Annotated in this window: 20 protein-coding genes and 1 riboswitch; of the genes, 13 read left to right on the top strand and 7 right to left on the bottom strand. The window is 65.0% G+C overall.

Annotated elements, in window-relative coordinates:
• The 3 genes from Q0105_RS14720 to dnaA form a co-directional block, all read right to left on the bottom strand.
• Positions 1–1,151 (bottom strand): ATP-binding protein (locus Q0105_RS14720; protein ID WP_298212886.1); only part of this gene is annotated, 1,151 nt, incomplete at its 3' end.
• A gap of 154 nt (positions 1,152–1,305) precedes the next feature.
• Complete coding sequence (dnaN, locus tag Q0105_RS14715) at positions 1,306–2,424, bottom strand: DNA polymerase III subunit beta (RefSeq protein ID WP_298212885.1); 1,119 nt, start codon at positions 2,422–2,424, stop codon at positions 1,306–1,308.
• Positions 2,425–2,554: 130 nt separating this feature from the next.
• On the bottom strand, positions 2,555–3,979 hold the full coding sequence (gene dnaA / locus Q0105_RS14710) for a chromosomal replication initiator protein DnaA (RefSeq protein WP_298212884.1): 1,425 nt from the start codon (positions 3,977–3,979) through the stop codon (positions 2,555–2,557).
• A gap of 331 nt (positions 3,980–4,310) precedes the next feature.
• Here dnaA and rpmH point away from each other — a divergent pair, with 331 nt between their 5' ends.
• The 7 genes from rpmH (at position 4,311) to Q0105_RS14675 (ending at position 10,237) form a co-directional block, all read left to right on the top strand.
• Positions 4,311–4,445, top strand: a complete 135-nt coding sequence (gene rpmH / locus Q0105_RS14705; RefSeq protein ID WP_005798102.1) for a 50S ribosomal protein L34 — start codon at positions 4,311–4,313, stop codon at positions 4,443–4,445.
• Positions 4,446–4,518: 73 nt separating this feature from the next.
• On the top strand, positions 4,519–5,019 hold the full coding sequence (locus Q0105_RS14700) for a ribonuclease P protein component (RefSeq protein ID WP_298212883.1): 501 nt from the start codon (positions 4,519–4,521) through the stop codon (positions 5,017–5,019).
• Positions 5,016–5,315, top strand: coding sequence for a membrane protein insertion efficiency factor YidD (gene yidD / locus Q0105_RS14695; protein WP_298212882.1), 300 nt, complete (start codon positions 5,016–5,018; stop codon positions 5,313–5,315). The genes Q0105_RS14700 and yidD overlap by 4 nt, the downstream gene beginning before the upstream one ends.
• A complete protein-coding gene (gene yidC / locus Q0105_RS14690; protein ID WP_298212881.1) occupies positions 5,312–7,042 on the top strand; it encodes a membrane protein insertase YidC in 1,731 nt (576 codons plus the stop codon). The genes yidD and yidC overlap by 4 nt, the downstream gene beginning before the upstream one ends.
• 77 nt (positions 7,043–7,119) lie before the next feature.
• The gene (gene mnmE / locus Q0105_RS14685) at positions 7,120–8,550 is read left to right on the top strand and encodes a tRNA uridine-5-carboxymethylaminomethyl(34) synthesis GTPase MnmE (protein WP_298212880.1); all 1,431 of its coding nucleotides are present in this window, start codon (positions 7,120–7,122) and stop codon (positions 8,548–8,550) included.
• 81 nt (positions 8,551–8,631) lie between these two features.
• A complete protein-coding gene (locus tag Q0105_RS14680; protein WP_298212879.1) occupies positions 8,632–9,123 on the top strand; it encodes a cyclic nucleotide-binding domain-containing protein in 492 nt (163 codons plus the stop codon).
• A gap of 157 nt (positions 9,124–9,280) precedes the next feature.
• Entirely contained in the window at positions 9,281–10,237 is a 957-nt protein-coding gene (locus Q0105_RS14675) for a hypothetical protein (protein WP_298212878.1), read from the top strand.
• Positions 10,238–10,316: 79 nt separating this feature from the next.
• Here Q0105_RS14675 and Q0105_RS14670 read toward each other — a convergent pair whose 3' ends face one another.
• Complete coding sequence (locus Q0105_RS14670; protein ID WP_298212877.1) at positions 10,317–10,871, bottom strand: adenine phosphoribosyltransferase; 555 nt, start codon at positions 10,869–10,871, stop codon at positions 10,317–10,319.
• A 219-nt stretch (positions 10,872–11,090) separates the two neighbouring features.
• Between Q0105_RS14670 and Q0105_RS14665 the strand changes: the two genes are divergently transcribed.
• Entirely contained in the window at positions 11,091–14,144 is a 3,054-nt protein-coding gene (locus Q0105_RS14665; protein WP_298212876.1) for an EAL domain-containing protein, read from the top strand.
• A 218-nt stretch (positions 14,145–14,362) separates the two neighbouring features.
• Here the strand turns inward: Q0105_RS14665 and Q0105_RS14660 are convergent, their stop codons facing one another.
• On the bottom strand, positions 14,363–16,348 hold the full coding sequence (locus tag Q0105_RS14660; RefSeq protein ID WP_298212875.1) for a monovalent cation:proton antiporter family protein: 1,986 nt from the start codon (positions 16,346–16,348) through the stop codon (positions 14,363–14,365).
• A gap of 128 nt (positions 16,349–16,476) precedes the next feature.
• Between Q0105_RS14660 and Q0105_RS14655 the strand changes: the two genes are divergently transcribed.
• The 4 genes from Q0105_RS14655 to Q0105_RS14640 all read left to right on the top strand — a co-directional run bounded on the left by Q0105_RS14655 (position 16,477) and on the right by Q0105_RS14640 (position 19,598).
• Positions 16,477–17,478: a KpsF/GutQ family sugar-phosphate isomerase gene (locus Q0105_RS14655; RefSeq protein ID WP_298212874.1), complete on the top strand. Its 1,002-nt coding sequence runs from the start codon at positions 16,477–16,479 to the stop codon at positions 17,476–17,478.
• 123 nt (positions 17,479–17,601) lie between these two features.
• Positions 17,602–18,150, top strand: coding sequence for an HAD hydrolase family protein (locus tag Q0105_RS14650; protein WP_298212873.1), 549 nt, complete (start codon positions 17,602–17,604; stop codon positions 18,148–18,150).
• Complete coding sequence (gene lptC / locus Q0105_RS14645) at positions 18,147–18,770, top strand: LPS export ABC transporter periplasmic protein LptC (RefSeq protein WP_298212872.1); 624 nt, start codon at positions 18,147–18,149, stop codon at positions 18,768–18,770. Before Q0105_RS14650 ends, lptC begins: the two co-directional genes overlap by 4 nt.
• A gap of 45 nt (positions 18,771–18,815) precedes the next feature.
• Positions 18,816–19,598 (top strand): SDR family oxidoreductase, encoded by a 783-nt coding sequence (locus Q0105_RS14640; RefSeq protein ID WP_298212871.1) that lies wholly within the window; start codon positions 18,816–18,818, stop codon positions 19,596–19,598.
• A gap of 131 nt (positions 19,599–19,729) precedes the next feature.
• On the opposite strand, the gene Q0105_RS14635 is transcribed toward Q0105_RS14640, so the two are convergent.
• Both Q0105_RS14635 and Q0105_RS14630 read right to left on the bottom strand, forming a co-directional pair.
• Positions 19,730–20,269, bottom strand: coding sequence for an RNA-binding protein (locus Q0105_RS14635; protein WP_298212870.1), 540 nt, complete (start codon positions 20,267–20,269; stop codon positions 19,730–19,732).
• Positions 20,270–20,538: 269 nt separating this feature from the next.
• On the bottom strand, positions 20,539–20,922 hold the full coding sequence (locus Q0105_RS14630) for an RNA-binding protein (RefSeq protein ID WP_298212869.1): 384 nt from the start codon (positions 20,920–20,922) through the stop codon (positions 20,539–20,541).
• 240 nt (positions 20,923–21,162) lie between these two features.
• A riboswitch (yybP-ykoY riboswitch) is annotated at positions 21,163–21,361 on the top strand.
• 4 nt (positions 21,362–21,365) lie between these two features.
• Between Q0105_RS14630 and Q0105_RS14625 the strand changes: the two genes are divergently transcribed.
• On the top strand, positions 21,366–21,935 hold the full coding sequence (locus Q0105_RS14625; protein ID WP_298212868.1) for a TMEM165/GDT1 family protein: 570 nt from the start codon (positions 21,366–21,368) through the stop codon (positions 21,933–21,935).
• Positions 21,936–21,980 lie beyond the last annotated feature (45 nt).

Raw genomic sequence — 21,980 nt, 5'->3', positions numbered from 1 at the left:
TCGGGCACCTTCACGCTGAGCACGCAGCACAGGCCTTCGCGCATGTCGTCGCCGGTCACTTCAACCTTGGCTTTTTTGGCGAACTCGTTTTCTTCGATGTATTTGTTGATGACGCGGGTCATCGCGGCGCGCAGGCCGGTGAGGTGGGTGCCGCCGTCACGCTGGGGGATGTTGTTGGTGAAGCAGAGCACTTGCTCGCTGTAGGCGCTGTTCCACTGCATGGCCACTTCCACGCCGATGTGGGTGCCGGGGATGCCGCCGTAGGTTTCGGCCGGGCGTTCGCCTGCGGCGTAGAACGAGTTGGGGTGGAGAACCGTCTTGCCTTTATTGATGAACTCGACAAAGCCGCGCACGCCACCGGCGCCCGAGAAGTCGTCTTCCTTGCCGCTGCGCTCGTCCTTGAGGCGAATGCGCACGCCGTTGTTCAGGAACGAGAGTTCGCGCAGGCGTTTGGCCAGGATTTCGTAGTGGTAGTCGTTGTTCTCTTTGAAGATCTCGGTGTCGGGCAGAAAGTGCACCTCGGTGCCGCGCTTTTCGGTGTCGCCGGTCACCTTCATGGGCGAAACTTCGAACCCGTCCACGGTGTCGAGCAGGCGGTCTTGCACAAAGCCGCGCGCAAATTCGATCTGGTGCACCTTGCCTTCGCGGCGCACGATGAGGCGCAGCCACCGACTGAGCGCGTTCACGCAAGAGACGCCCACGCCGTGCAGGCCGCCCGATACCTTGTAGCTGTTCTGGTTGAACTTGCCGCCCGCGTGCAGCTCGGTCAGCGCGATCTCGGCGGCGCTGCGCTTGGGCTCGTGCTTGTCGTCCATCTTCACGCCCGTGGGGATGCCGCGGCCGTTGTCGGTCACGCTGATGGAGTTGTCGGTGTGGATGGTGACGACGATGTCGTCGCAATGCCCGGCCAGGGCTTCGTCGATGGAGTTGTCGACCACCTCGAACACCAGGTGGTGCAGGCCGGTGCCGTCGCTGGTATCGCCGATGTACATGCCGGGGCGCTTGCGCACGGCCTCCAGGCCTTCCAGGATGGTGATGGAGCCTTCGCCGTAGCTTTCGCTCGCGCCGGCCTGGTTGGTGTCGATCTTTTGCACAGCGGGCTCACCAGTGCCGGTGGATTCTGGCTCGGGCAGGTTGTTGTCAGCGGTCATGGTGGCCTTGGGGTCCGTGGAAACCGGGGTTTCCAATGTGTTCAATAGAGATCAAATGGGGCTCTACCGCTTATTTATCAAGCGGTATAAGCTATCAATTTAATAGCAAAAAGCCAGGCACGCATGAAAGCGTGTCTGGCGCATGCCGTTATGCCTAGATGCGCATCGGCATCACCACGTACTTGAAGCTGTCGTTGTCAGGGATGGTCATCAGCGCGGAGCTGTTGCCGTCCGAAAGCTCCACCTTCACCATGTCCTGGCCCATGTTGGCCAGGGCGTCGATGAGGTAGGTCACGTTGAAGCCGATCTCGATGGTGTCGCCACCGTAGTCGATGTCGAGCTCGTCCACGGCCTCTTCCTGCTCGGCGTTGTTGGACGCCACGCGCAGGGTGCCGGGCTCCAGGTTCAGGCGCACGCCCTTGAACTTGTCGCTGGTCATGATGGCCGTGCGCTGCAGGCTGGCCAGCAGGGGGGCGCGGCCCAGGGTGATGCTGTTCTTGTGGTTCTTGGGGATCACGCGGTTGTAGTCGGGGAACTTGCCCTCGACCAGCTTGGTGACGAACTCCATGCCGCCAAAGGTGAACTTCGCCTGGTTGTTGGCGAACTGCATCTCGATGTGGGGCTGGTTCTCACCGCCCGCGTCCGACAGCAGGCGCTGCAGCTCGATCACGGTCTTGCGCGGCAGGATCACTTCCTGTTTGGGCACTTCCACGTCGAGCGTGGCGCTGGCAAAGGCCAGGCGGTGGCCATCGGTGGCCACCAGGCTGAGCTGCTTGCCCTCGGCCACGAAGAGGATGCCGTTGAGGTAGTAGCGGATGTCCTGCACCGCCATCGCGAACGAGACCTGGGAGAGCAGGTCTTTTAGCGTCTTTTGCGGCACGCTGAATGCGGGGCCGAAGGCGGCGGATTCCTGCACCAGCGGGAAGTCTTCGGCGGGCAGGCTCTGCAGGGTGAAGCGGCTCTTGCCGCCCTTGAGGAGGAGCTTGGACTGCTGCGACTCCAGGCTCACCGTCTGGTCGCTGGGCATGGTGCGCAGGATGTCGATGAGTTTGCGCGCCCCCACGGTGGTGGTGAAGTCGCCAGTGTCGCCGCCCAGTTCGGCCGTGGTGCGGATCTGGATTTCGAGGTCGCTGGTCGTCAGCTGCAGGGCGTTGCCCGTCTTGCGGATCAGCACGTTGGCCAGGATGGGCAGGGTGTGGCGGCGCTCGACGATGCCAGCCACGGACTGCAGTACCGCGAGAACCTTGTCTTGTGTTGCCTTCAGGACGATCATGTCATCAACCTCTTGTGGTTTTTGGAACGGAGCTTGGGCAGCGGCACGGGTTGTGCCTCCCCCTGCTGCACAACCCGTCATTTTGCCCCTTTACGGGGCGGTTTTTGCTCGGGGCATCTACCACCGGGTTTCAGCCTTTCAGGGTCTGCTCCAGCACATGCAATTGCTGGTTCAGTTCGGTGAGCTGCTGGCGCTCGCCCGAAATCTTGCGCACGGCGTGCAAAACGGTGGTGTGGTCGCGCCCGCCGAACAATTCTCCGATCTCGGGCAGGCTCTTTTGTGTCAGCTCCTTGGCCAGGTACATCGCAATCTGGCGCGGGCGGGCAATGCTGGCCGGGCGCTTCTTGCTGTACATGTCGGCGACCTTGATCTTGTAATAGTCGGCCACCGTCTTCTGGATGTTTTCCACGGAAATCTGCCGGTTCTGGATCGACAGCAGGTCGCGCAGCGCCTCGCGGGCGAGCTGGATGGAGATTTCCTTCTGGTTGAAGCGTGAGTACGCCAGGATCTTGCGCAGCGCGCCTTCAAGCTCGCGCACGTTGGAGCGCACGTTCTTGGCGACGAAGAAGGCGACTTCCTCGGGCATCTCGGTGCCTTCCACGCGCGCCTTGTTGATCAGGATGGCCACGCGCATTTCCAGCTCGGGCGGCTCGATGGCCACCGTCAGGCCCGAATCGAAGCGCGACACCAACCGCTCGTGGATGTTGGCCAGGCCCTTCGGATAGGTGTCCGACGTCATCACGATGTGGCTCTTTTTGGCCAGCAGGGCTTCGAACGCGTTGAAGAACTCTTCTTGTGTGCGGTCCTTGTTGGCGAAGAACTGCACGTCGTCGATCAGCAGCAAATCGAGCGAGTGGTAGCGCTCCTTGAACTCGTCGAAGGTGCGGCGCTGGTAGGCCTTAACCACATCCGACACGAACTGCTCGGCATGGATGTAGAGAACTTTGGCGCCCTGCTTGTCTTGCAGCAGGCGGTTGCCCACGGCGTGCACCAGATGGGTCTTGCCCAGGCCCACGCCGCCGTAGATGAACAGCGGGTTGTACAAGTGGCCCGGCATGCCCGCCACGTGCATGGCGGCCGAGCGTGCCATGCGGTTGGCCGTGCCCTCCACCAGGGTTTCAAAAGTAAGGGCAGCGTTGAGCCGGTTGCGGAAGGCGCCAGCGGAGGAGTCGTCGCTGTTGCCGATGGGAGATTCTGCCGGTGCAGGGGTGTTGGAAGGCTCGGGCGACGCTGGGCGCACATAAGTGCGGGCAACGGATTCCCGCTGAGCGAGCGCTAACTCCAAGGCGACGGGCTGGCCGTACAGGCCTTCAAGCAAAGCAGCAATGCGGCCCGCATACTGGGCGCGGATCCAGTCGAGCTTGAAGCGGTTGCCCACCAGCAGCGTGACCTTGGAAAAATCCTCAGCCACTTGGGCGATCAGCGGCTTGATCCAGGTGTTGTATTGCTGTTCGGGCAGGTCTTGCGCCAGTTGCTCTGTGCAGGCTTGCCACAGGCCCTGGCCCGCATCGGCGCTGGGGGATTGCTGGGGGCTGCGGGAGGGTTCCTCGGTCATTTCTGGAGAATTATTGTTGTGGATAGGAGGAACGGGGCTGGGCGGGGGATTGTAGCTTGCTAAGGAGTTATCCACAATTTGATGGCCCCTGCCGTCGGGTGATTCGCAGGGAGGGTGGCGGGTGCGCTGTGGCCGCGGGAAACAAGGCTCCGATAGGCCTGCCCGTCAAAAGGCATTGCCAGCAGTCAACAAGCCTGCGATAATTTTGGGTTTCCCTGAATGTGTTCAGGGTGATTTGACCCGGCGCACCGTTATTTCTGCCTCGTCCTGATAGGGATGGAGCAGGGGTTCAGGAGCAGCAGTCCGGAACTGAACCTCAAGGAATAGCACCATGAAACGTACTTATCAGCCCTCCAAGACGCGCCGCGCGCGCACCCACGGTTTCCTCGTCCGCATGAAGACCCGCGGCGGCCGTGCCGTTATCAACGCACGCCGCGCCAAGGGCCGCAAGCGCCTGGCCGTCTAAGGCCGTTGCGGTCCACGGCCTGCTTCTTGCCTGCCCCCGGTTTGTACCGTCAGGTTCCAAACGGGGTGCTTGCATGCAACGGCTGAAAACCCGTCCGCAGTTCCAGGCCGCCATGGCGGGGGGCACTGTCTCTCGCACAGCGCATTTCGCTCTGCACCGCCTGGTGTTGGACGCTGATACTGACAGCAGCGCCGCTGCCAACCCAGCCAGTGCTGCACCCACAGGGCCCGGCTCCTTGCCGCCAACGCAAGGGCCGCAGGCCCTGTTTGCCGTGCAGGGCGTTTGGCTGGGTGCCATGGTGCCCAAGCGCTGGGCGCGGCGCGCGGTGACGCGCAACACCATCAAGCGACAGATCTACACCGTGGGTGCCACGTTTGAAGCGCGGTTGCCGCAGGCCGCCCATGTGGTGCGTCTGCGCACGGCCTTCGACCGCAAGCAGTTCCTCAGTGCCACGTCCGACCAGCTCAAGCAGGCCGTGCGTGCGGAGCTGCTGCAGTTGTTTGGCCATGCTGCGCGGCGCGCCGGTGGTGTTGCCCCGTCTCAGCCGGTGGCTGCAGAGGCGGTTGCACCATGATGCAGCGTTTGCTGATGGGCGTGGTCAAGGGCTATCGGCTGTTTCTGAGCCCCTGGCTGGGTTCGGCCTGCCGGTTCGAGCCGACCTGTTCGGCCTATTCGCTGCAGGCGCTGGAGCAGCATGGCGCTGCCGCAGGCAGTTATCTCACGGTGCGCAGGCTGGTACGCTGCCACCCCTGGTGTGACGGAGGTCATGATCCGGTGCCGCAAGATCTGCCGCGCAGCATGCGGCTTTTCTCGCGGCTGCATCATCCGTCTTCCACCACCCAACCATCCTCACCAAAGAAGTCTTCATGAACGACATTCGCCGCACCATTTTGTGGGTGATTTTTGGCTTTTCCATGGTTCTGCTGTGGGACAAGTGGCAACTGCACAACGGCAACAAGGCCACGTTTTTCCCCTCTACCCCGGCCGTGACAGCGCCAGCCGCTGCGGGCGCCGCGTCGGCTGCGGCCGGTGCCGCCAGCGTTCCAACCCCCAGCGTCCCCGTGGCCGCAGCGGGCCAGGGTGCCTCGGCCGTCCCCGGCCAGGCGGCACCGGCAGCGGCAGCCCCCGCCGCCGCGCGTGAGCGCCTGGAGGTCAAGACCGATCTGTATCGCCTCGTTTTCGACAGCGAAGGCGGCTCGCTCATCCAAGCCGAGTTGCTCAAGCATGTGGACATGGCCGACAAGGCCCGCAACTTCCTGTTGCTGGACGAGAGCGCTCAGCGTGTCTATGTGGCGCAGACGGGCCTGGTGGGCGGCAGCTTCCCCACCCACAAGACCGTGATGACGGCCGTGCCCGGCCCGCGCGAGCTCAAGGATGGCCAGGACGAGCTTGCTATCCGCTTCGAGTCGCCCGAGCAGGGTGGCGTGAAGCTGGTCAAGACCTGGACCATCAAGCGCGGCGTCTATGACATCGCCGTCAAGCACGAAGTCGTCAACACCGGCAGCGCGGCCGTGTCGCCCCAGCTGTACCTGCAACTGGTGCGCGACGGCAACAAGCCGCCGGGCGAGTCGTCGTTCTATTCCACCTTCACCGGCCCCGCGGTTTTCACCGAAGCCAAGAAGTACCAGAAGATCGAGTTCAAGGACATTAAGAACAAGAAGTTCGATATTCCCGCTGAGTCGACTAACGGCTACATCGCGATGGTGCAGCACTATTTCGCTACCGCATGGCTGCTGCCCGATGGGGTGAAGCGAGAGTTGCGCTTGGATTCAGCAGATATCGGTGCTAACACGCCAGATTGCTGCTATCGAGTTCAGATGATTACTCCTTTGGGTGAGTTGACTCCCGGTCAATCCAAAACCATCGACGCGCGCCTGTTCGCCGGCCCGCAGGTCGAGACCATGATGGAAAAGCTGTACCCCGGCCTGGAGCTGGTGAAGGACTACGGCTGGCTCACCATTTTGTCCAAGCCGCTGTACTGGTTGCTCGACCAGTTGCACAAGCTTTTGAACAACTGGGGCTGGTCCATCGTGGCCCTGGTGCTGCTGCTCAAGATCGCGTTTTACTGGCTCAACGCCAAGGCCTACGCCAGCATGGCCAAGATGAAGGCCGTCAACCCCAAGATCATGGAGATGCGCGAGCGCCTGAAGGACAAGCCGCAGCAGATGCAGCAGGAGATGATGCGCATCTACCGCGAGGAAAAGGTCAACCCCATGGGTGGCTGCTTCCCCATCATGATTCAGATCCCCGTGTTCATCGCGCTCTACTGGGTGCTGCTGTCCAGCGTGGAAATGCGCAATGCGCCCTGGATCGGCTGGATCAAGGACTTGTCCACGCCCGACCCATTCTTCATCCTGCCCTTGTTGATGACAGCCAGCTCGCTGCTGCAGACGGCCCTGAACCCCGCACCGCCCGATCCGCTGCAGGCCAAGATGATGTGGTTCATGCCGCTGATCTTCAGCGTGATGTTCTTCTTCTTCCCGGCCGGCCTGGTGCTGTACTGGTTGACGAACAACATCCTGTCGATTGCGCAGCAGTGGATCATTAACACCCGCATGGGCGTGCCACCGCAGTTCAATCTGCCGAAGTTCAAGTGATCGTTGCCTGATCACTAAGCCCTGAAAGGCCGCGCAAGCGGCCTTTTTTAATTGCATCACCCTGTACAGTCGCCACCATGCTTGCCCGCCACCGTGATCCCATTGTTGCCATCGCCACAGCTCCCGGGCGCGGGGCCGTCGGCATCGTGCGCGTGTCGGGGCGTGGGCTGGACGCGCTGGTGCAGGCCCTGTGTGGCCGCGCGCTGAAAGCCCGTGAGGCCACCTACCTGTCTTTTCGGGATGCACAAGGCCAGGCCATCGACCAGGGACTGGCGCTGTACTTCCCCGGCCCACACAGCTATACCGGCGAGGACGTGCTGGAGCTGCAGGCCCACGGCGGCCCCGTGGTGCTGCAACTGCTGCTGGCGCGCTGCCTGGAGGCGGGGGCCCAGGCCGACCCGGCCACTGGCGCGGCCACCCTGCCCGGCCTGCGCGTGGCCCAGCCGGGCGAGTTCACCGAGCGGGCCTTCCTCAACGACAAGATCGACCTGGCCCAGGCCGAGGCGATTGCCGACCTGATCGACGCCAGCACCGAGGCCGCAGCCCGCAGCGCCAGCCGCTCGCTCACGGGGGCGTTCTCGGCCGAGATCCACGCCCTGCGCGACGCACTCATCCACCTGCGCATGCTGGTGGAGGCCACGCTGGATTTTCCTGAAGAAGAAATCGACTTCTTGCGCAAGGCGGATGCGCATGGGCAGCTATCAAAATTGCAGCAAACGCTGGCCTTGGTGATGCAGCGTGCACGCCAGGGCGCGCTGCTGCGCGAGGGCATCAAGGTGGTGATTGCGGGCCAGCCCAACGCGGGCAAGAGCTCGCTGCTCAACGCGCTGGCGGGGGCCGAGCTGGCCATCGTCACGCCCATCGCAGGCACCACGCGCGACAAGGTGCAGCAGACCATCCAGATCGAGGGCGTGCCCCTGCACATCATCGACACGGCGGGCCTGCGCGACAGCCAGGATGAGGTGGAGCGCATCGGCATCGCTCGCGCCTGGGACGAGATAGCGGGCGCCGACGCCGTGCTGTTTCTGCACGATCTCTCACGCCGGGATGCTATTGAATATGTAGCTGCTGACGCTGATATAGAAAGCGCATTGGCCCAAAAACTGCCCGCATCCATCCCGGTGATCGATGTCTGGAACAAGCTCGATTGCGCCGCCGATGCTGCCACGTCTGCGCAGCCCCAGGGCGCTGCCCGCCCCGCCGTGCACCTGTCGGCGCGCACCGGGCAAGGGCTCGACGGCCTGCGGCGCATCCTGCTGGACGTGGCGGGCTGGCAGTCGGCCCCCGAGGGCATCTACATCGCCCGCGCCCGCCATGTCGAGGCGCTGCAGGCAGTGGCGGCCCACCTGCAAGAAGCTGCCGATCAGTTGCAGGCCCAGGGCCCGGCGCTGGATTTGTTGGCCGAAGAATTGCGACTGGCCCAGAACGCACTGAGTGCCATCACCGGCGAGTTCAGCTCGGACGACTTGCTGGGTGTCATCTTTTCCAGCTTCTGCATCGGCAAATAGCGACCGTTGGTCGCCTTATCTTGTAAATGGACGTAAACATCGCTTGTGCCCGATCTGTAACAACGTTACTTTCGGCGGACCATGAATGTTTCCACCTCTACCGCCCCCAAGGTTGACCTGAAAGGGTTGCTGGACGCCATTGCGCAGGCCAGCGCCGACGACAGCATGACCAATCCGCTGTCTACCGCGCAATGGGACGTGCTGTCGTCCTACTTGCTGCCCGTGGTCTTGTCTGCGGGGCAGGTGCTTTTTTCCCAGGGCGCCTCGGACCGGACGCTGTATCTGGTGGAAAGCGGGAGCCTGAGCGTGCACCTCCAGGATGAAAAAGAGCGCCTGCGCCTGGCCATCGTGGGCGCGGGGTCCGTGGTGGGGGAAGGTGCGTTCTTTTCGCACCGCGCCCGCAGCGCCACGGTGCAGGCCAGCGCGCCGTGCAAGCTGTGGAGCCTGACGGCCATCCGTTTTACCGAACTCACCAACCGCCAGCCCGCCATTGCGCTGGGGCTGGCGATGGCCGCGGGTGCAGTGCTGGCCAAGCGCCTGGGCAACCGCCGCCGCCGCGTTGCGGCGACCTGACAGGCAGCCCGCAGGCCCGTGTTTGTGGGCATTCTCGATGCAGCAGAAGAGGTGCTGCGCGGTACACTTGATTTGGATTGTTTAAGAATCTGTTCAACATTTGGGGCCCCAAAGATACTGAACAGGCTTTAAAAGCGCCGCCCAAAGAAAGCAAGTCATGTCTCTGTTCAGCTGGTTCAGTCGCAAACCCGCCCCCCCTAAGCCCCGGCCAGCGGCAGAACCGTCAGGTCTTTTGAATGCCGATGCCACCGTGCCGCTGCAGGGCCGCGCGGGCAAACCGTTGGTTCCGCCCCTGCCGCCGGACCATGCCGCCAACCGCAAGAACGAGCGCATGGAGCGCCGCGAACTGTTGTACACCGTGGTGCGCGATGCCATGGTCCGGGCCGGAGTGCTCTCGGCCAGCTACAAATTCAAGGTGTTGTCGCTGGACCAGCGCGGCCGCCAGTTTCTGGTGATGATGGACCTAGCGCGTGAATACGGCGGCGAGACGGTACGCCTGTCCGAAATCGAGGCGCTGATTGCCCAGACAGCCAAAACCCGCTACGACATCCTGGTAACCGCCGTGTACTGGCGCATCAATGACCATGTGGCGTTGGGCATTCCCCAAAAGGGCGTGGCCCCCCAGGGAGCGGCGCTGCCTGTGCCAGCGGCGGTGCCTCCCATGGCCCGGCGGCCCCCTGTGGCTGCGGCCCCTGCACCGGTGGCCAAGCCCGCCGCGCCGGTCGCAACAGCTACACCCGCTGCACCGGTCGCACCAGCCGTGCCGACCGTTCCAACTGCTCCCGTGCGCCCGGCAGCAGCGGCCCCGGTTTTGGGGACGGCGTCTTCATGGCCAGCGCTGATGGCTGCCGGTCCGGCCGCCGCCGCGCCCGAGGCGCCGCGTCAGGCAGCCCCGCGCTACGAACCCATTGAAGCCGACGAGGTGGCCGCCTTCAAGCGCGCGCTGGCCAACGCCGCTGCGGCACCGGCGGCACCTGCCAAGCCGGGCGTGCCCGTGCGGTCCGGGCCTTTGCTCCCGCCGTCACAGCCCACCGGTTTTGAAGACACCGAAATGCCTGGCGCGGACAACCGATCCCCGGACCTGAGCAATACCCAGTACGGCGAATTGCGCTGATTCTTCGGCGCTGTGTTGGTGATGGACAGAGCCCTCCCTTGCGGAGGGCTTTGTTTTTCTTGGGGGCCTGGGCTGGTGGTCAGTGCCCGGCGAAGTCCACCAGCGTGTACAGCGGCAGGCCGGATTCGCGCAGCCGGTCGGATCCCCCGAGCTCGGGCAGGTCCACGATGGCGGCGCCTTCGGTGACGGTGGCGCCCAGTTTTTCCAGCAGCTTCTTGCCCGCCATCATGGTGCCGCCCGTAGCGATCAGGTCGTCGATCAGCAGCACACGGTCGCCCGCCTTGACGGCGTCGGTGTGCAGCTCCACGGTGGCGCTGCCGTATTCCAGTTCGTAGGTTTCCTCGACGGTGGTGAAGGGCAGCTTGCCCTTCTTGCGGATGGGCACGAAGCCCACGTTGAGCTCATAGGCAACCACGGCGCCCAGGATGAAGCCGCGCGCGTCCAGCCCTGCCACCACGTCAGGGCGCAGCGCTTTGTCCATGTAGCGGTGCACGAAAGCGTCGATAAGCACACGGAACACCTTCGGGTCTTGCAGCAGCGGCGTGATGTCGCGGAACTGCACGCCCGCTGCGGGCCAGTTGGGCACGGTGCGGATGTGCTGGCGAAGATAGTCGTTGACGCTGAGTGGCTGCATGGGAGAGGGTGTGCAATGAAGGCGGGAGCGCCCGGGGAAGCTGAAGGCGTGGCATGGCCGTTGCCGGGGGGCGGAAAGTGAAGCAGTGTAAACAGGCCGCCGTGCCTGTGCCAGCAGTCTCTTGGCTGCGGCCACCAGCCCCATAATGATTCACTGTTGCCACATTTCGTTGCAAAGAGCAGTTTCAGGCTGTACCCCCCCTCCTCAGAAGATTGGCCCATGCCCATCTCAGTCCTGTTGATCGAAGATGATTCCCACCATGCGCAAGCGGTGGCGGGCGCGCTGGCCGACCCTTGGTCTGGCTGGCGGGTGGATGTATTGCCCTCGCTGGCGGATGCGCATGTATTTTTGGTGGGGCAGCGGCCCGATGTGGTGCTGGTGGCGCAGAACGCCTTGGGCGGGGAGTCTTTCGATCTTTTGCAACTGCTCGATGGCGTGCCCGCCATCATCATTGTGAGCATAGGGGCAGAGACGCACGCCGCGCAGGCCATGCGGCACGGGTTTGACGACTTCGCCGTGCGGGACCGGGCCCTGGACTATCTGCTCACGCTGCCCGCGCAGATCGATGCCGTGCTCGAGCGCAGTTCCAGCGAGAACGCCCGGAGGGCTGCCGAGGCCATGCAGGCCCGCCAGCACCGCCTGTTGCAGGCGATATCAAGGGCCCAGGCCGTGTTCATCGCGAGCTCTGGACCACGGGCAGCGTTCGAGGCCCTGCTCGAAGAGCTCTTGTCCCTGACCCAGAGCGCCTTCGGCCTGGTGGGCCAGGTGCAGCGGGCGGCCGATGGGCACCCCTTTTTGCGGGTGCATGCCATGAGCGACCTGAGTTGGGATGCCGCGTCCCGCAAGCGCTACGCACAGCACGCCGAGGACGGCATGGTGTTCGACAGCCCACATTCCCTGTTGGGTGCTCCCCTGGTGTCGGGGGAGCCCGTGGTCAGCAACGATGCCCGCCACGATGCGCGCAGCGCTGGCACGCCGCCAGGGCATCCCACGCTCAATACCTACCTGGGCCTGCCTATCCATGCAGGAGGGGAGTTGGTGGCGATGGTGGGCCTTGCCAACTGCAGCGAGGGGTACTCGCTCGCCGATGTGCAGTTTTTGCAGCCGTTGCTCAACACCGTCGGCCAATTGGAGATGGCACGCCGCGCCCAGCTGGCCCGCAGTGAGGTCGAGACCGAGCTGGCGCGCACCAGCGCCCTTCTTGTTGAAAAGACCCGTGCGTTGGAGGTCACGTTGGCCAGTGTCTCCCAGGGCATCACCAAGGTGGACGCCGAAGGGCGGATCCGCATTCACAACCGGCGCTACCTGGAGCTGCTGGACCTGCCCGAGGCCTTGCTGGCGGCCGAGCCCAAGGTAGAAGAGGTGGTGCGCTTTCAGACCGAGCGCGGGGACTTTGGCCCGCAGTTCCAGCTGATCGAACCTGTCGCACGCACCTACGTGGCATCGGAGTACGAGGCCCACCGCGAAAGCCTGACCATGCCGGACAGCTATGTGCGGCGCACGCACAGCGGCCGCTACATCGAAGTGCGCACCAACCCCCTGGAGGCCGGCGGGCGTGTGCGCACATTCACGGATGTCACCGACTACCTGGGCACCCTGGAGGCCCTGCGCCTGAGCGAGGCGCGCTGGCGCAGCCTCACACACCTGTCCTCGGACTGGTACTGGGAGCAGGACGCGCAGTTTCGTTTTGTGCGGCTGGATGGCAACCCCCACCATGAAACCGGCGTGCCCGATGAAATGCACTACGGCCTCACCCGCTGGGAGCTGCCCAACGCCTTCGTGAAGGAGGGCCAGTGGGAAGCACATCGGGCGCAGCTCGAGGCGCACCAGGTGTTCCACGACTTCGAGATGCAGCGGCTGACCCTGCAGGGCACGCCCGTCTGGGTGTCGATCAGCGGCGAGCCCATTTTTGATGCCGAAGGTGTGTTCACGGGCTACCGGGGCGTGGCGCGCGACATCACCGAGCGCAAGCTGGCCGAGGCCGAGATCAAGCGCCTGGCGTTCTACGATGAACTGACGGGCCTGCCCAACCGGCGGCTGCTGATGGACCGGCTGGAGCGTGCGGTGACTGCGAGCGTGCGCGATGGCAGCCACGGGGCCTTGCTGTTCCTCGACCTGGACAACTTCAAGGGCATCAACGACACCATGGGCCACGAATGGGGGGACCGCCTCCTGGTGCAGGTGGGCGCGCGCCTATGCGCCAGCGTGCGGGCTGCCGACACCGTGGCGCGCCTGGGGGGCGATGAGTTCGTGGTGGTGCTCCAGGGCCTGCATGCCGAGCAGCCCGAGGCTGCCGTTGAAGCCGAAGCCGTGGCGCAAAAGGTGCTGGCAGCGCTGAACCAGCCCTATCTGGTGGAGGGCTGCGATATCTACAGCACGCCCAGCATCGGCCTTGCGCTGTTCCGGAACGCGCTGCAGCCGGTGCAAGAGCTGCTCAAGCGTGCGGACCTGGCCATGTACCAGGCCAAGGCCCAAGGGCGCAACACCCTGTGTTTCTTCGATCCCGCCATGCAGGCGGCGGCGTCGGCGCGGTCGGCCCTGGAGGGCGACATCCGCCAGGGCATCTTGCGCAACGAATTCCTGTTGCACTACCAGCCCGTGGTCGACGAGGCCGGCCAGTTGCTGGGCGCCGAGGCCCTGGTGCGCTGGAACCATCCGCTGCGTGGCATGGTGTCGCCTGCAGACTTCATCCCGCTGGCCGAGCAGACGGGGCTCATCCTGCCCCTGGGGCGCCAGGTGCTGGCGATGGCCTGCAGCCAATTGGCGCAGTGGGCGGCCAACCCGTTGGCGGCCCGCTGGAGCCTGGCCGTGAACGTGAGCGCGCAGGAGTTCCGCCAGCCCGATTTTGTCCAGGACGTGCTCACCGTGCTGCGCGAGTCAGGCGCGGACGCACACCACCTCAAGCTGGAGCTCACCGAAAGCCTGCTGCTGCAGGATGTGGAGGACAGCATCCTCAAGATGCAGGCCCTGCGCACGCTGGGCGTGGGTTTTTCGCTCGACGACTTCGGCACTGGCTACTCGTCGCTGTCTTACCTCAAGCGCCTGCCGCTCGACCAGCTCAAGATCGACCAGAGCTTTGTGCGCGACGTGCTTACCGACCCCAACGACGCCACCATCGCCTGCACCATCATCACCCTCGCGCAAAGCCTGGGCCTGGACGTGGTGGCCGAGGGGGTAGAGACCGAAGGGCAGCACGATTTCCTGCTGCGCAACGGCTGCAAACAATTTCAGGGCTACCTGTTCGGACGGCCGGGGCCTGTGACGGCGCTTTGATTGCTATAAAAATAATAGCTGCTTGCGCTTATCAGTAAAGCGCTAGAGGCACAATTTACTTGGATTTCAGCGCTAACCTGTGCAACTGGCACTATCCAAGCCAGGGATGCCAAGCAAGGGCCGCCCCGCAGCGAGGGCATCGTCCCCCTTCCCGAATTGCGTAGCAATTCGAGAGAAGGGGGAAGGCGCGCAGCGCCTCAGGGGGATGTACTCTGCCTCTACCCCCGCAGCAGCGTGTCCTCCGCCAGCGTCAGCGCGGCGGGGTGGCCCGAGAGCACCAGGGTGTCGCCTTCGGCCAGCAGGGTTTCGTCTGTCACCGCGCTCACATGGCCGTTGCTGCGCCGCAGGTTCACCACGCGCACGCCCATCACGGGCAGGGCCAGGTCGCCCAGGCTGCGGCCCAGGGCGGTGGAGCCGGGCGGCAGGTTGAGGGTGGACAGGCGCTCCTGGTCGCGCTCGTTCGCGGTGTCGTCGTCGGCGCCGTGGAAGTAGCCGCGCAGCAGGTTGTAGCGTGCGTCGCGCTGGTCCTGCACCAGGCGCAGCACGCGGCGCATGGGCACGCCCACCAGCGCCAGCGCGTGGCTGGCCAGCATCAGCGAGCCCTCGATCGCCTCGGGCACCACCTCGGTGGCACCGGCCTCTTGCAGCTTGTCGAGGTACAGGTCGTCCTGCGTGCGCACCACCACCGGCACCTGCGGCGCGTGGGAGCGGGTGTTGGCCAGCACCTTCAGCGCGGCGGGCACATCGATATAGGTCACGGCCACGGCGCTCGCGCGCACCAGGCCCGCCGCCATCAGCGCCTGCAGCCGGGTGGCGTCGCCGTAGACCACCGAGTCGCCCGCCGCAGCGGCCTGGCGCACGCGGTCCGGGTCCAGGTCGAGTGCCATGTAGGGAATGCCCTCGTGCTCCAGCATGCGCGCCAGGTTCTGCCCGCAGCGGCCATAGCCACAAATGATCACATGTTTGTTGGTGTTGATGGACTTGCGCGCGATGGAGGTCATCTGCAGCGACTGCTGCAGCCAGTCGCTGGCCACCAGCTTCATCACGATGCGGTTGCTGTACATGATGAGGAAGGGTGTGGCCAGCATCGACAGCACCATGGCTGCGAGGATGGGGTTCATCAGCGCGGGTTGCACCAGCCCGTTGACCTGCGTGAGTGATAGCAGCACAAAGCCGAACTCGCCTGCCTGCGCCAGGTACAGCCCTGTGCGCAGCGCCACGCCCGTGGTGGCGCCCATGCTGCGCGCGATCACCAGGATGATCACGAGCTTGAGCACCAGCGGCACCACCAGCAGCGCCAGCACTACGGCCCAGCGGTCCACCAGGATGTGCCAGTCCAGCATCATGCCGATGGTGATGAAAAACAGCCCCAGCAGCACGTCGTGGAACGGCCGGATGTCCGTGCCCACCTGGTGGCGGTATTCCGTCTCGGACACCAGCACGCCCGCGATGAAGGCCCCAAGCGCCAGGCTCAGGCCCGCCAGCTCGGTCAGCCAGGCCAGGCCCAGCGTGATGAGCAGCAGGTTGAGCATGAACAGCTCTTCGCTTTTGCGCCGTGCCACCAGCGTGAGCCACCAGCGCATGAACCGCTGCCCGCCTGTGAGCAGAATCCCCACCAACACCGTCGCCTTGATCAGCGCCCAGCCCAGCGAGGTCAGCAACTGGTCGGGCGACGAGCCCAGGGCCGGGATCAGCACCAAAAGCGGCACCACGGCCAAATCCTGGAACAGCAGGATGCCCATCACCCGCCGGCCGTGCTCGCTTTCGAGCTCGGCGCGCTCGGACATCAGCTTCACCACAATGGCCGTGCTGCTCATGGCCATCACGCCGGACAACGCCAGCGCCGTCTGCCAGCCCATGTCCCACACCCCGCCCACCCAGTGCGACAAGGCCAGTGCCAGCCCGAACACGGCAGCCATGGTCAGCACCACCTGCATCAGCCCCAGGCCGAACACCTGGCGGCGCATGGCGCGCAGCTTGGGCAGGCTGAATTCGAGCCCGATGGCAAACATCAGGAACACCACGCCGAACTCGCCCAGGTGGCGCACGCCCTCGGAGTCCCGCGCCAGCGCGAGCGCGTGTGGGCCGATGAGCACGCCCGCCGCCAGATAGCCCAGCATGGGCGGCAACTTGAGGCTGCGGCAGGTCACCACGCCCAGCACTGCGGCCAGCAGGTAGAGCAGGGTGAGGGCGAGTGAAGACATGGGTTCGATCCTATCCGAGCTTGCGCGCGGGCAGGCCGCCGCTTTTGCCACCGGGGATGCACGGACCGTGCCAGAGGGCATCCCCACGCCACGGCCCGGCGGGCATGCCCGGTCGATAGAATCCCCGCATGACTCCCGCCCCCGCCGCGCTGCCCCCATTTGATGCCGACCAGGCCCTGCGCCTGGCCCGCGAGACCTTCGACATCGAGGCCGCCGCCCTGACCGGGCTGGCCGCCCGCGTCGATGGCGTGTTTGCCCAGGCGGTGCAGATGGTGCTGCAGGCCCGCGGTCGGGTGGTGGTGATGGGCATGGGCAAAAGCGGCCACGTGGGCCGCAAGATCGCCGCCACGCTTGCCTCCACCGGCACCCCCGCCTTTTTTGTGCACCCCGCCGAGGCCAGCCATGGCGACCTGGGCATGGTCACGGGCGACGACCTGGTGCTCGCCATCTCCAACAGCGGCGAAAGCGGCGAACTCACGGCCATCCTGCCCGTGCTGCGGCGCCTGGGCGCTCCGATGATCGCCATGACCGGCGGGCTGCAGTCCACGCTGGCCCGCTATGCCGACCTGGTGCTCGACTGCAGCGTGGAGCGCGAGGCCTGCCCGCTGAACCTGGCCCCCACCGCCAGCACCACGGCCCAACTGGCCATGGGCGACGCGCTGGCCGTGGCCCTGCTCGACGCCCGGGGCTTTCGCCCCGAAGACTTTGCCCGTTCGCACCCCGGCGGTGCGTTGGGCCGCAAGCTGCTCACCCATGTGAGCGACGTGATGCGCTCGGGAACCGAGGTGCCGCGTGTGGCGCCCGATGCCTCCTTCAGCGACCTCATGCGCGAGATGAGCGCCAAGGGCCTGGGCGCCTCGGCCGTCGTGGACGCCGCCGGGCAGGTGCTGGGCATCTTCACCGACGGCGACCTGCGCCGCCGCATCGAGGCCGGCGCCGACCTGCGCACTGCCACCGCCGCCCAGGTCATGTACGCGAGCCCACGCCGCATCGCCCCCGACGCGCTGGCCGTGGACGCCGCCGAAATGATGGAGGCCCACGCCATCACCAGCGTGCTGGTGGTGGATGCGGCGGGCGCATTGGTCGGCGTGGTGCACATCGGCGACCTCATGCGCGCGAAAGTCATATGACCCCCCTGAGTCGCTGCGCGCCATCCCCCCAGGGGGGGACGCACCCCGTGGCCCGGCAAAGCCGGTTCCACGGGTGCACTGGCGGCGGCCGCGCCTGTTTCATCCGCAACGCCTCCTATTGAAATGACCCTGCCTGTGCTGCAATTTCCCCCCGAGCTGCTGCTGCGCGCGCAGGGCGTGCGCGTGGCTTTCTTCGACGTTGATGGCGTGCTCACCGATGGCGGGCTGTACTTCAGCGAAGCGGGCGAGACGATCAAGCGCTTCAACACACTGGATGGGCATGGCCTCAAGCTGCTGCAAAAGGCAGGCATCACCCCCGCCGTGATCACGGGCCGCGACTCCGCCCCGCTGCGTGTGCGCCTGAAAGCCCTGGGCGTGGAGCACGCCGTGTTCGGCACCGAAGACAAGCGCCCGGCGGCCGAGCAGATCCTGGCAACCCTGGGCCTGGCCTGGGACCAGGCCGCCGCCATGGGCGACGACTGGCCCGACCTGCCCGTGATGCGCCGCAGCGCCTTTGCCTGTGCGCCCGCCAATGCCCAGACCGAGGTGCGCCATGCGGCCCATTTCGTCACCCAGGCGCGCGGCGGTGATGGCGCAGCACGCGAACTGTGCGACCTGCTGCTGGTGGCCACGGGCCGCTATGCGGCGTTGCTGGCGGACTACACCGCATGATCCGCGTGGTTCGCCAGGGCTGGGACCAGCTCTCGATCTACCTGCCGGTGCTCTTGATGGGCCTGCTGGCTCTGGGATCCTGGTGGCTGGTGCGCAACGCGCCCATGCCCCAGGCGCCCGCCATCGTGCCCCTGAAGACCCACCAGCCGGACTACTTCATGAAGAACTTCTCGGTGAAGAACTTCGATGCAACGGGCCGCCTCAAAAGCGAGGTGCAGGGCCAGGAAGCGCGGCACTACCCCGACACCGACACGCTGGAGATCGACCAGGTCCGAATGCGTTCGGTCACCCCCGACGGCCGCCTCACGGTAGCCACGGCCAACCGCGCCCTGAGCAATGCCGATGGCTCGGAAGTGCAATTGTTCGGCAACGCCATCGTCACCCGCGAGCCCCTGCCCGCGAAGCCGGGGGCGCAGGCGCAGCCGCGCATGGAGTTCCGTGGCGAATTCCTGCACGCCTTCACCAACACCGAGCGCGTGCGGTCCGACCAGCCCGTCACGCTCACCCGGGGCAATGACCGCTTCACGGCCGACGGCATGGACTACGACAACCTCGACCAGGTACTGCAGCTGCGCGGGCGCGTGCGCGGCATGATCCTGCCGGGTGCCGCCAAAAAATAAGCCCTCCTTCTTTCCCCGCCCTTGTTGCCCCCTGCCGGAGCCTGCATGACCACTCCCCTTGTTTTCATCACCGGCGCGTCCAGTGGCATCGGCCAGGCGCTGGCCCTGCGGTTCCACCAGGCAGGCTACCGCCTGGCCCTGGTGGCGCGGCGCACATCTGAGGTAAAAACATGGGCTAGCGCCCAAGGGATAAGCGCTGATAGCTATGAAATTTATAGTGCCGACGTGTCCGTGACCGACAGCATCATCGCGGCAGGCCAGGCGTGCCTGGCGCGCCAGGGCGTGCCCGACGTGGTCATCGCCAACGCAGGCATCAGCGTGGGTATGGACACCGCTGTGCGGGACGACATCGACGTGATGGCCCGAACCTTCGCCACCAACAACATCGGCATGGCCGCCACGTTCCAGCCGTTTGTCGAAGCCATGGCGCAGCGGCGCAGCGGCACGCTGGTCGGCATTGGCAGCGTGGCGGGCATCCGGGGCCTGCCGGGGCATGGCGCCTACTGTGCCAGCAAGGCGGCTGTCATCAGCTACTGCGAAAGCCTGCGCGGCGAGATGCGCCCGCACGGGGTGCGTGTGGTCACCATCTCGCCCGGCTACATCGACACGCCGCTCACGCAGAAAAACCGTTACAGCATGCCGTTCCTGATGCAGCCCGGTGACTTTGCCGACCGCGCCTACCGGGCCATCACGGCGGGCGTGAGCTACCGGGTCATCCCCTGGCAGATGGGTGTGGTGGCCAAGCTGCTGCGCATGATCCCCAACCCCCTGTTCGACAAACTGCTCGCGGGCCGCCCGCGCAAGCGCCGCCAGACGGAGCAGCAGTAGCCGTAGCAACTCGTTGCCCAGTTGGGGTGGGTTGCTGCGGGGGCATGCCACCCCTCGGCCCAAAACACGGCGGCCGGGCATGAAAAAAGCCCCCGCAGGGGCTTTTCAAAATATCTGCCGGGGCGCTGGGCTCAATAGCCGCCGTTGCCGCCGTAACCACCACCACCGCCGCCATTGCGGCCACCGCCACCACCGCCGTTGCGGGAGCCCGAACCGTAGGGGCTGCGAAAGCCGCCTTCGCCACGGCCACCACCGCCACCGCCGCCGTAACCGCCACCACCATCGCGGCCACCGCCGCCGTAACCACCACCGCCGCCGCCTTCACGGCCACCGCCGTAGCCGCCGCCTCCACCACTGCGGCCACCGCCGCCGTAGCCGCCGCCACCACCGCCTCCAAACCCACCACTGCGGGGTGGGCGGGGCTCCATGGGGCGTGCCTCATTGACCACGATGCTGCGGCCGCCGAGAGGCTGACCGTTCATGCCATTGATCGCGGCCTGGGCTTCTGCGTCGCTGCCCATTTCCACGAAACCAAAGCCCTTGGAGCGGCCCGTGTCGCGCTCCATCATGACCTTGGCGCTGGTGACTGCGCCAAACTGGCCGAAGGCCTGTTCCAGATCGCTGTCGCGCACCGAGTACGGCAGGTTGCCGACGTACAGTTTGTTGCCCATTAAGGGACTCCTCAAAAACACATGAATAAAGCGATGGAGTCCCGAAAACGCAGCCAGCTAATCTCAATGACGCTCTCAGCGAAACTGACGGATCACCGCAAACTTGGAAAGCGAGAAAAACCCGCGAAGCCATTATGCGCCACACTTTCGCGGAAAAAGCAAGCGGCATGGCCTGTTGTGGTGCCCATGCTGCGCGGGCATGAAAAAAGGAGCCCTGGGGCTCCTTGTTTTGCCGTCGGCAGACGGTGAAATCTGCCGATGAGGTCTTTTTAGTAGCTACCGCGGCCACCGCCGTAGCCGCCACCACCGCCGCCGCCGTAGCCGCCGCCACCGCTACGGCCACCGCCGTAACCGCCGCCGCCGCCATTGCCGCCACCGAAGCCACCGCTACGGGGAGCGCGGGGCTCCATAGGACGGGCTTCGTTGACCACGAGGTCACGGCCGCCGAAGTTTTGACCATGCACGCCTTGGATGGCGGCTTGGGCTTCAGCATCGCTGCCCATTTCGACAAAGCCGAAGCCCTTGGAACGGCCGGTGTCGCGCTCCATCATGACCTTGGCGCTGCCAACCGAGCCGTACTGGCTGAAGGTTTGCTGCAGGTCTTCGTCGCGGAAAGAATAGGGCAGGTTGCCCACGTAGAGTTTGTTGCCCATGAAGGACTCCTGAAAAAACATGAAAACGCGATGGAGCCCGACGCAATCAACAAACCTGTGACGACTTCAAAGACGCGAAACTGACCATTCACCGCTAAGCCAACTGCCTTCCTGCAAGCAGAAAAGCGAGGCCATTATCAGTCACTTTATGGGGCTGTGGGGGTTTATTTCTTGGCCCAGCCCACCAGAACGCGCGAATTGCACGGTTTTTGGGGGCAATCTCAGGGCAAACCATAGGGTAAAATGGAAAAGTCTTTGGGGAGTAGCCCGCCCGGCAGCGCAATGCGCCGGGGGCATGCGTCAACAAACTTGGGTTCGGTGAACCTATGGCGTATGCGGTTTTTTGAACTGGGCGAGACCATTGACTGCAAACCGATCCATAAAGGCCGGAGTCGGGGTGCAGTCAATGCGTTTTCCACCCATCCGGCCGGATAGGACCCCACATGGAACCGTTTTTCGTCTCCACCGCCATCGTTGCGCTCGCCGAAATGGGCGACAAGACGCAGCTTTTGGCGCTCGTGCTCGCCGCCCGCTTCCGAAAACCCTGGCCTATCGTGCTGGGCATCCTGGTCGCCACGCTGGTCAACCATGGCCTGGCGGGTGCCGTGGGCGCCTGGGTCACAACCTTTCTGGGCCCGCAGACCTTGCGCTGGATCCTGGGCGCATCGTTCATCGCCATGGCGATCTGGATGCTTATCCCCGACAAGCTCGATGAAGGCGAGGCCGACGGCTCCCCGCGCTGGGGCGTTTTTGGCACCACGCTGGTGGCTTTTTTTCTGGCCGAGATGGGCGACAAGACGCAGATCGCCACGGTGATGCTGGCCGCGCAATACAACGCCTACCTGTGGGTGGTGGCGGGCACCACGCTCGGGATGATGATCGCCAACGCGCCCGTGGTCTGGCTGGGCGAGCGCATCACGCGGCGCATGCCGATCCGCGCGGTGCATGTGGTGTCGGCGGTGATCTTTCTGGTGCTGGGGCTGCTGGCGATCTTTGCACCCACCGGGGCCTGACGCCACCACAACGGCAGGCGCTTTTGGTATATTTACCGAACGCGC

The sequence above is a fragment of the Acidovorax sp. genome (assembly GCF_027492855.1).
In the GTDB taxonomy this organism is placed as follows: Bacteria; Pseudomonadota; Gammaproteobacteria; order Burkholderiales; family Burkholderiaceae_C; genus Acidovorax.
The sequence above is the reverse complement of the archived record's forward strand: the minus strand, read 5'-3'. Positions and strand labels throughout refer to the sequence as shown.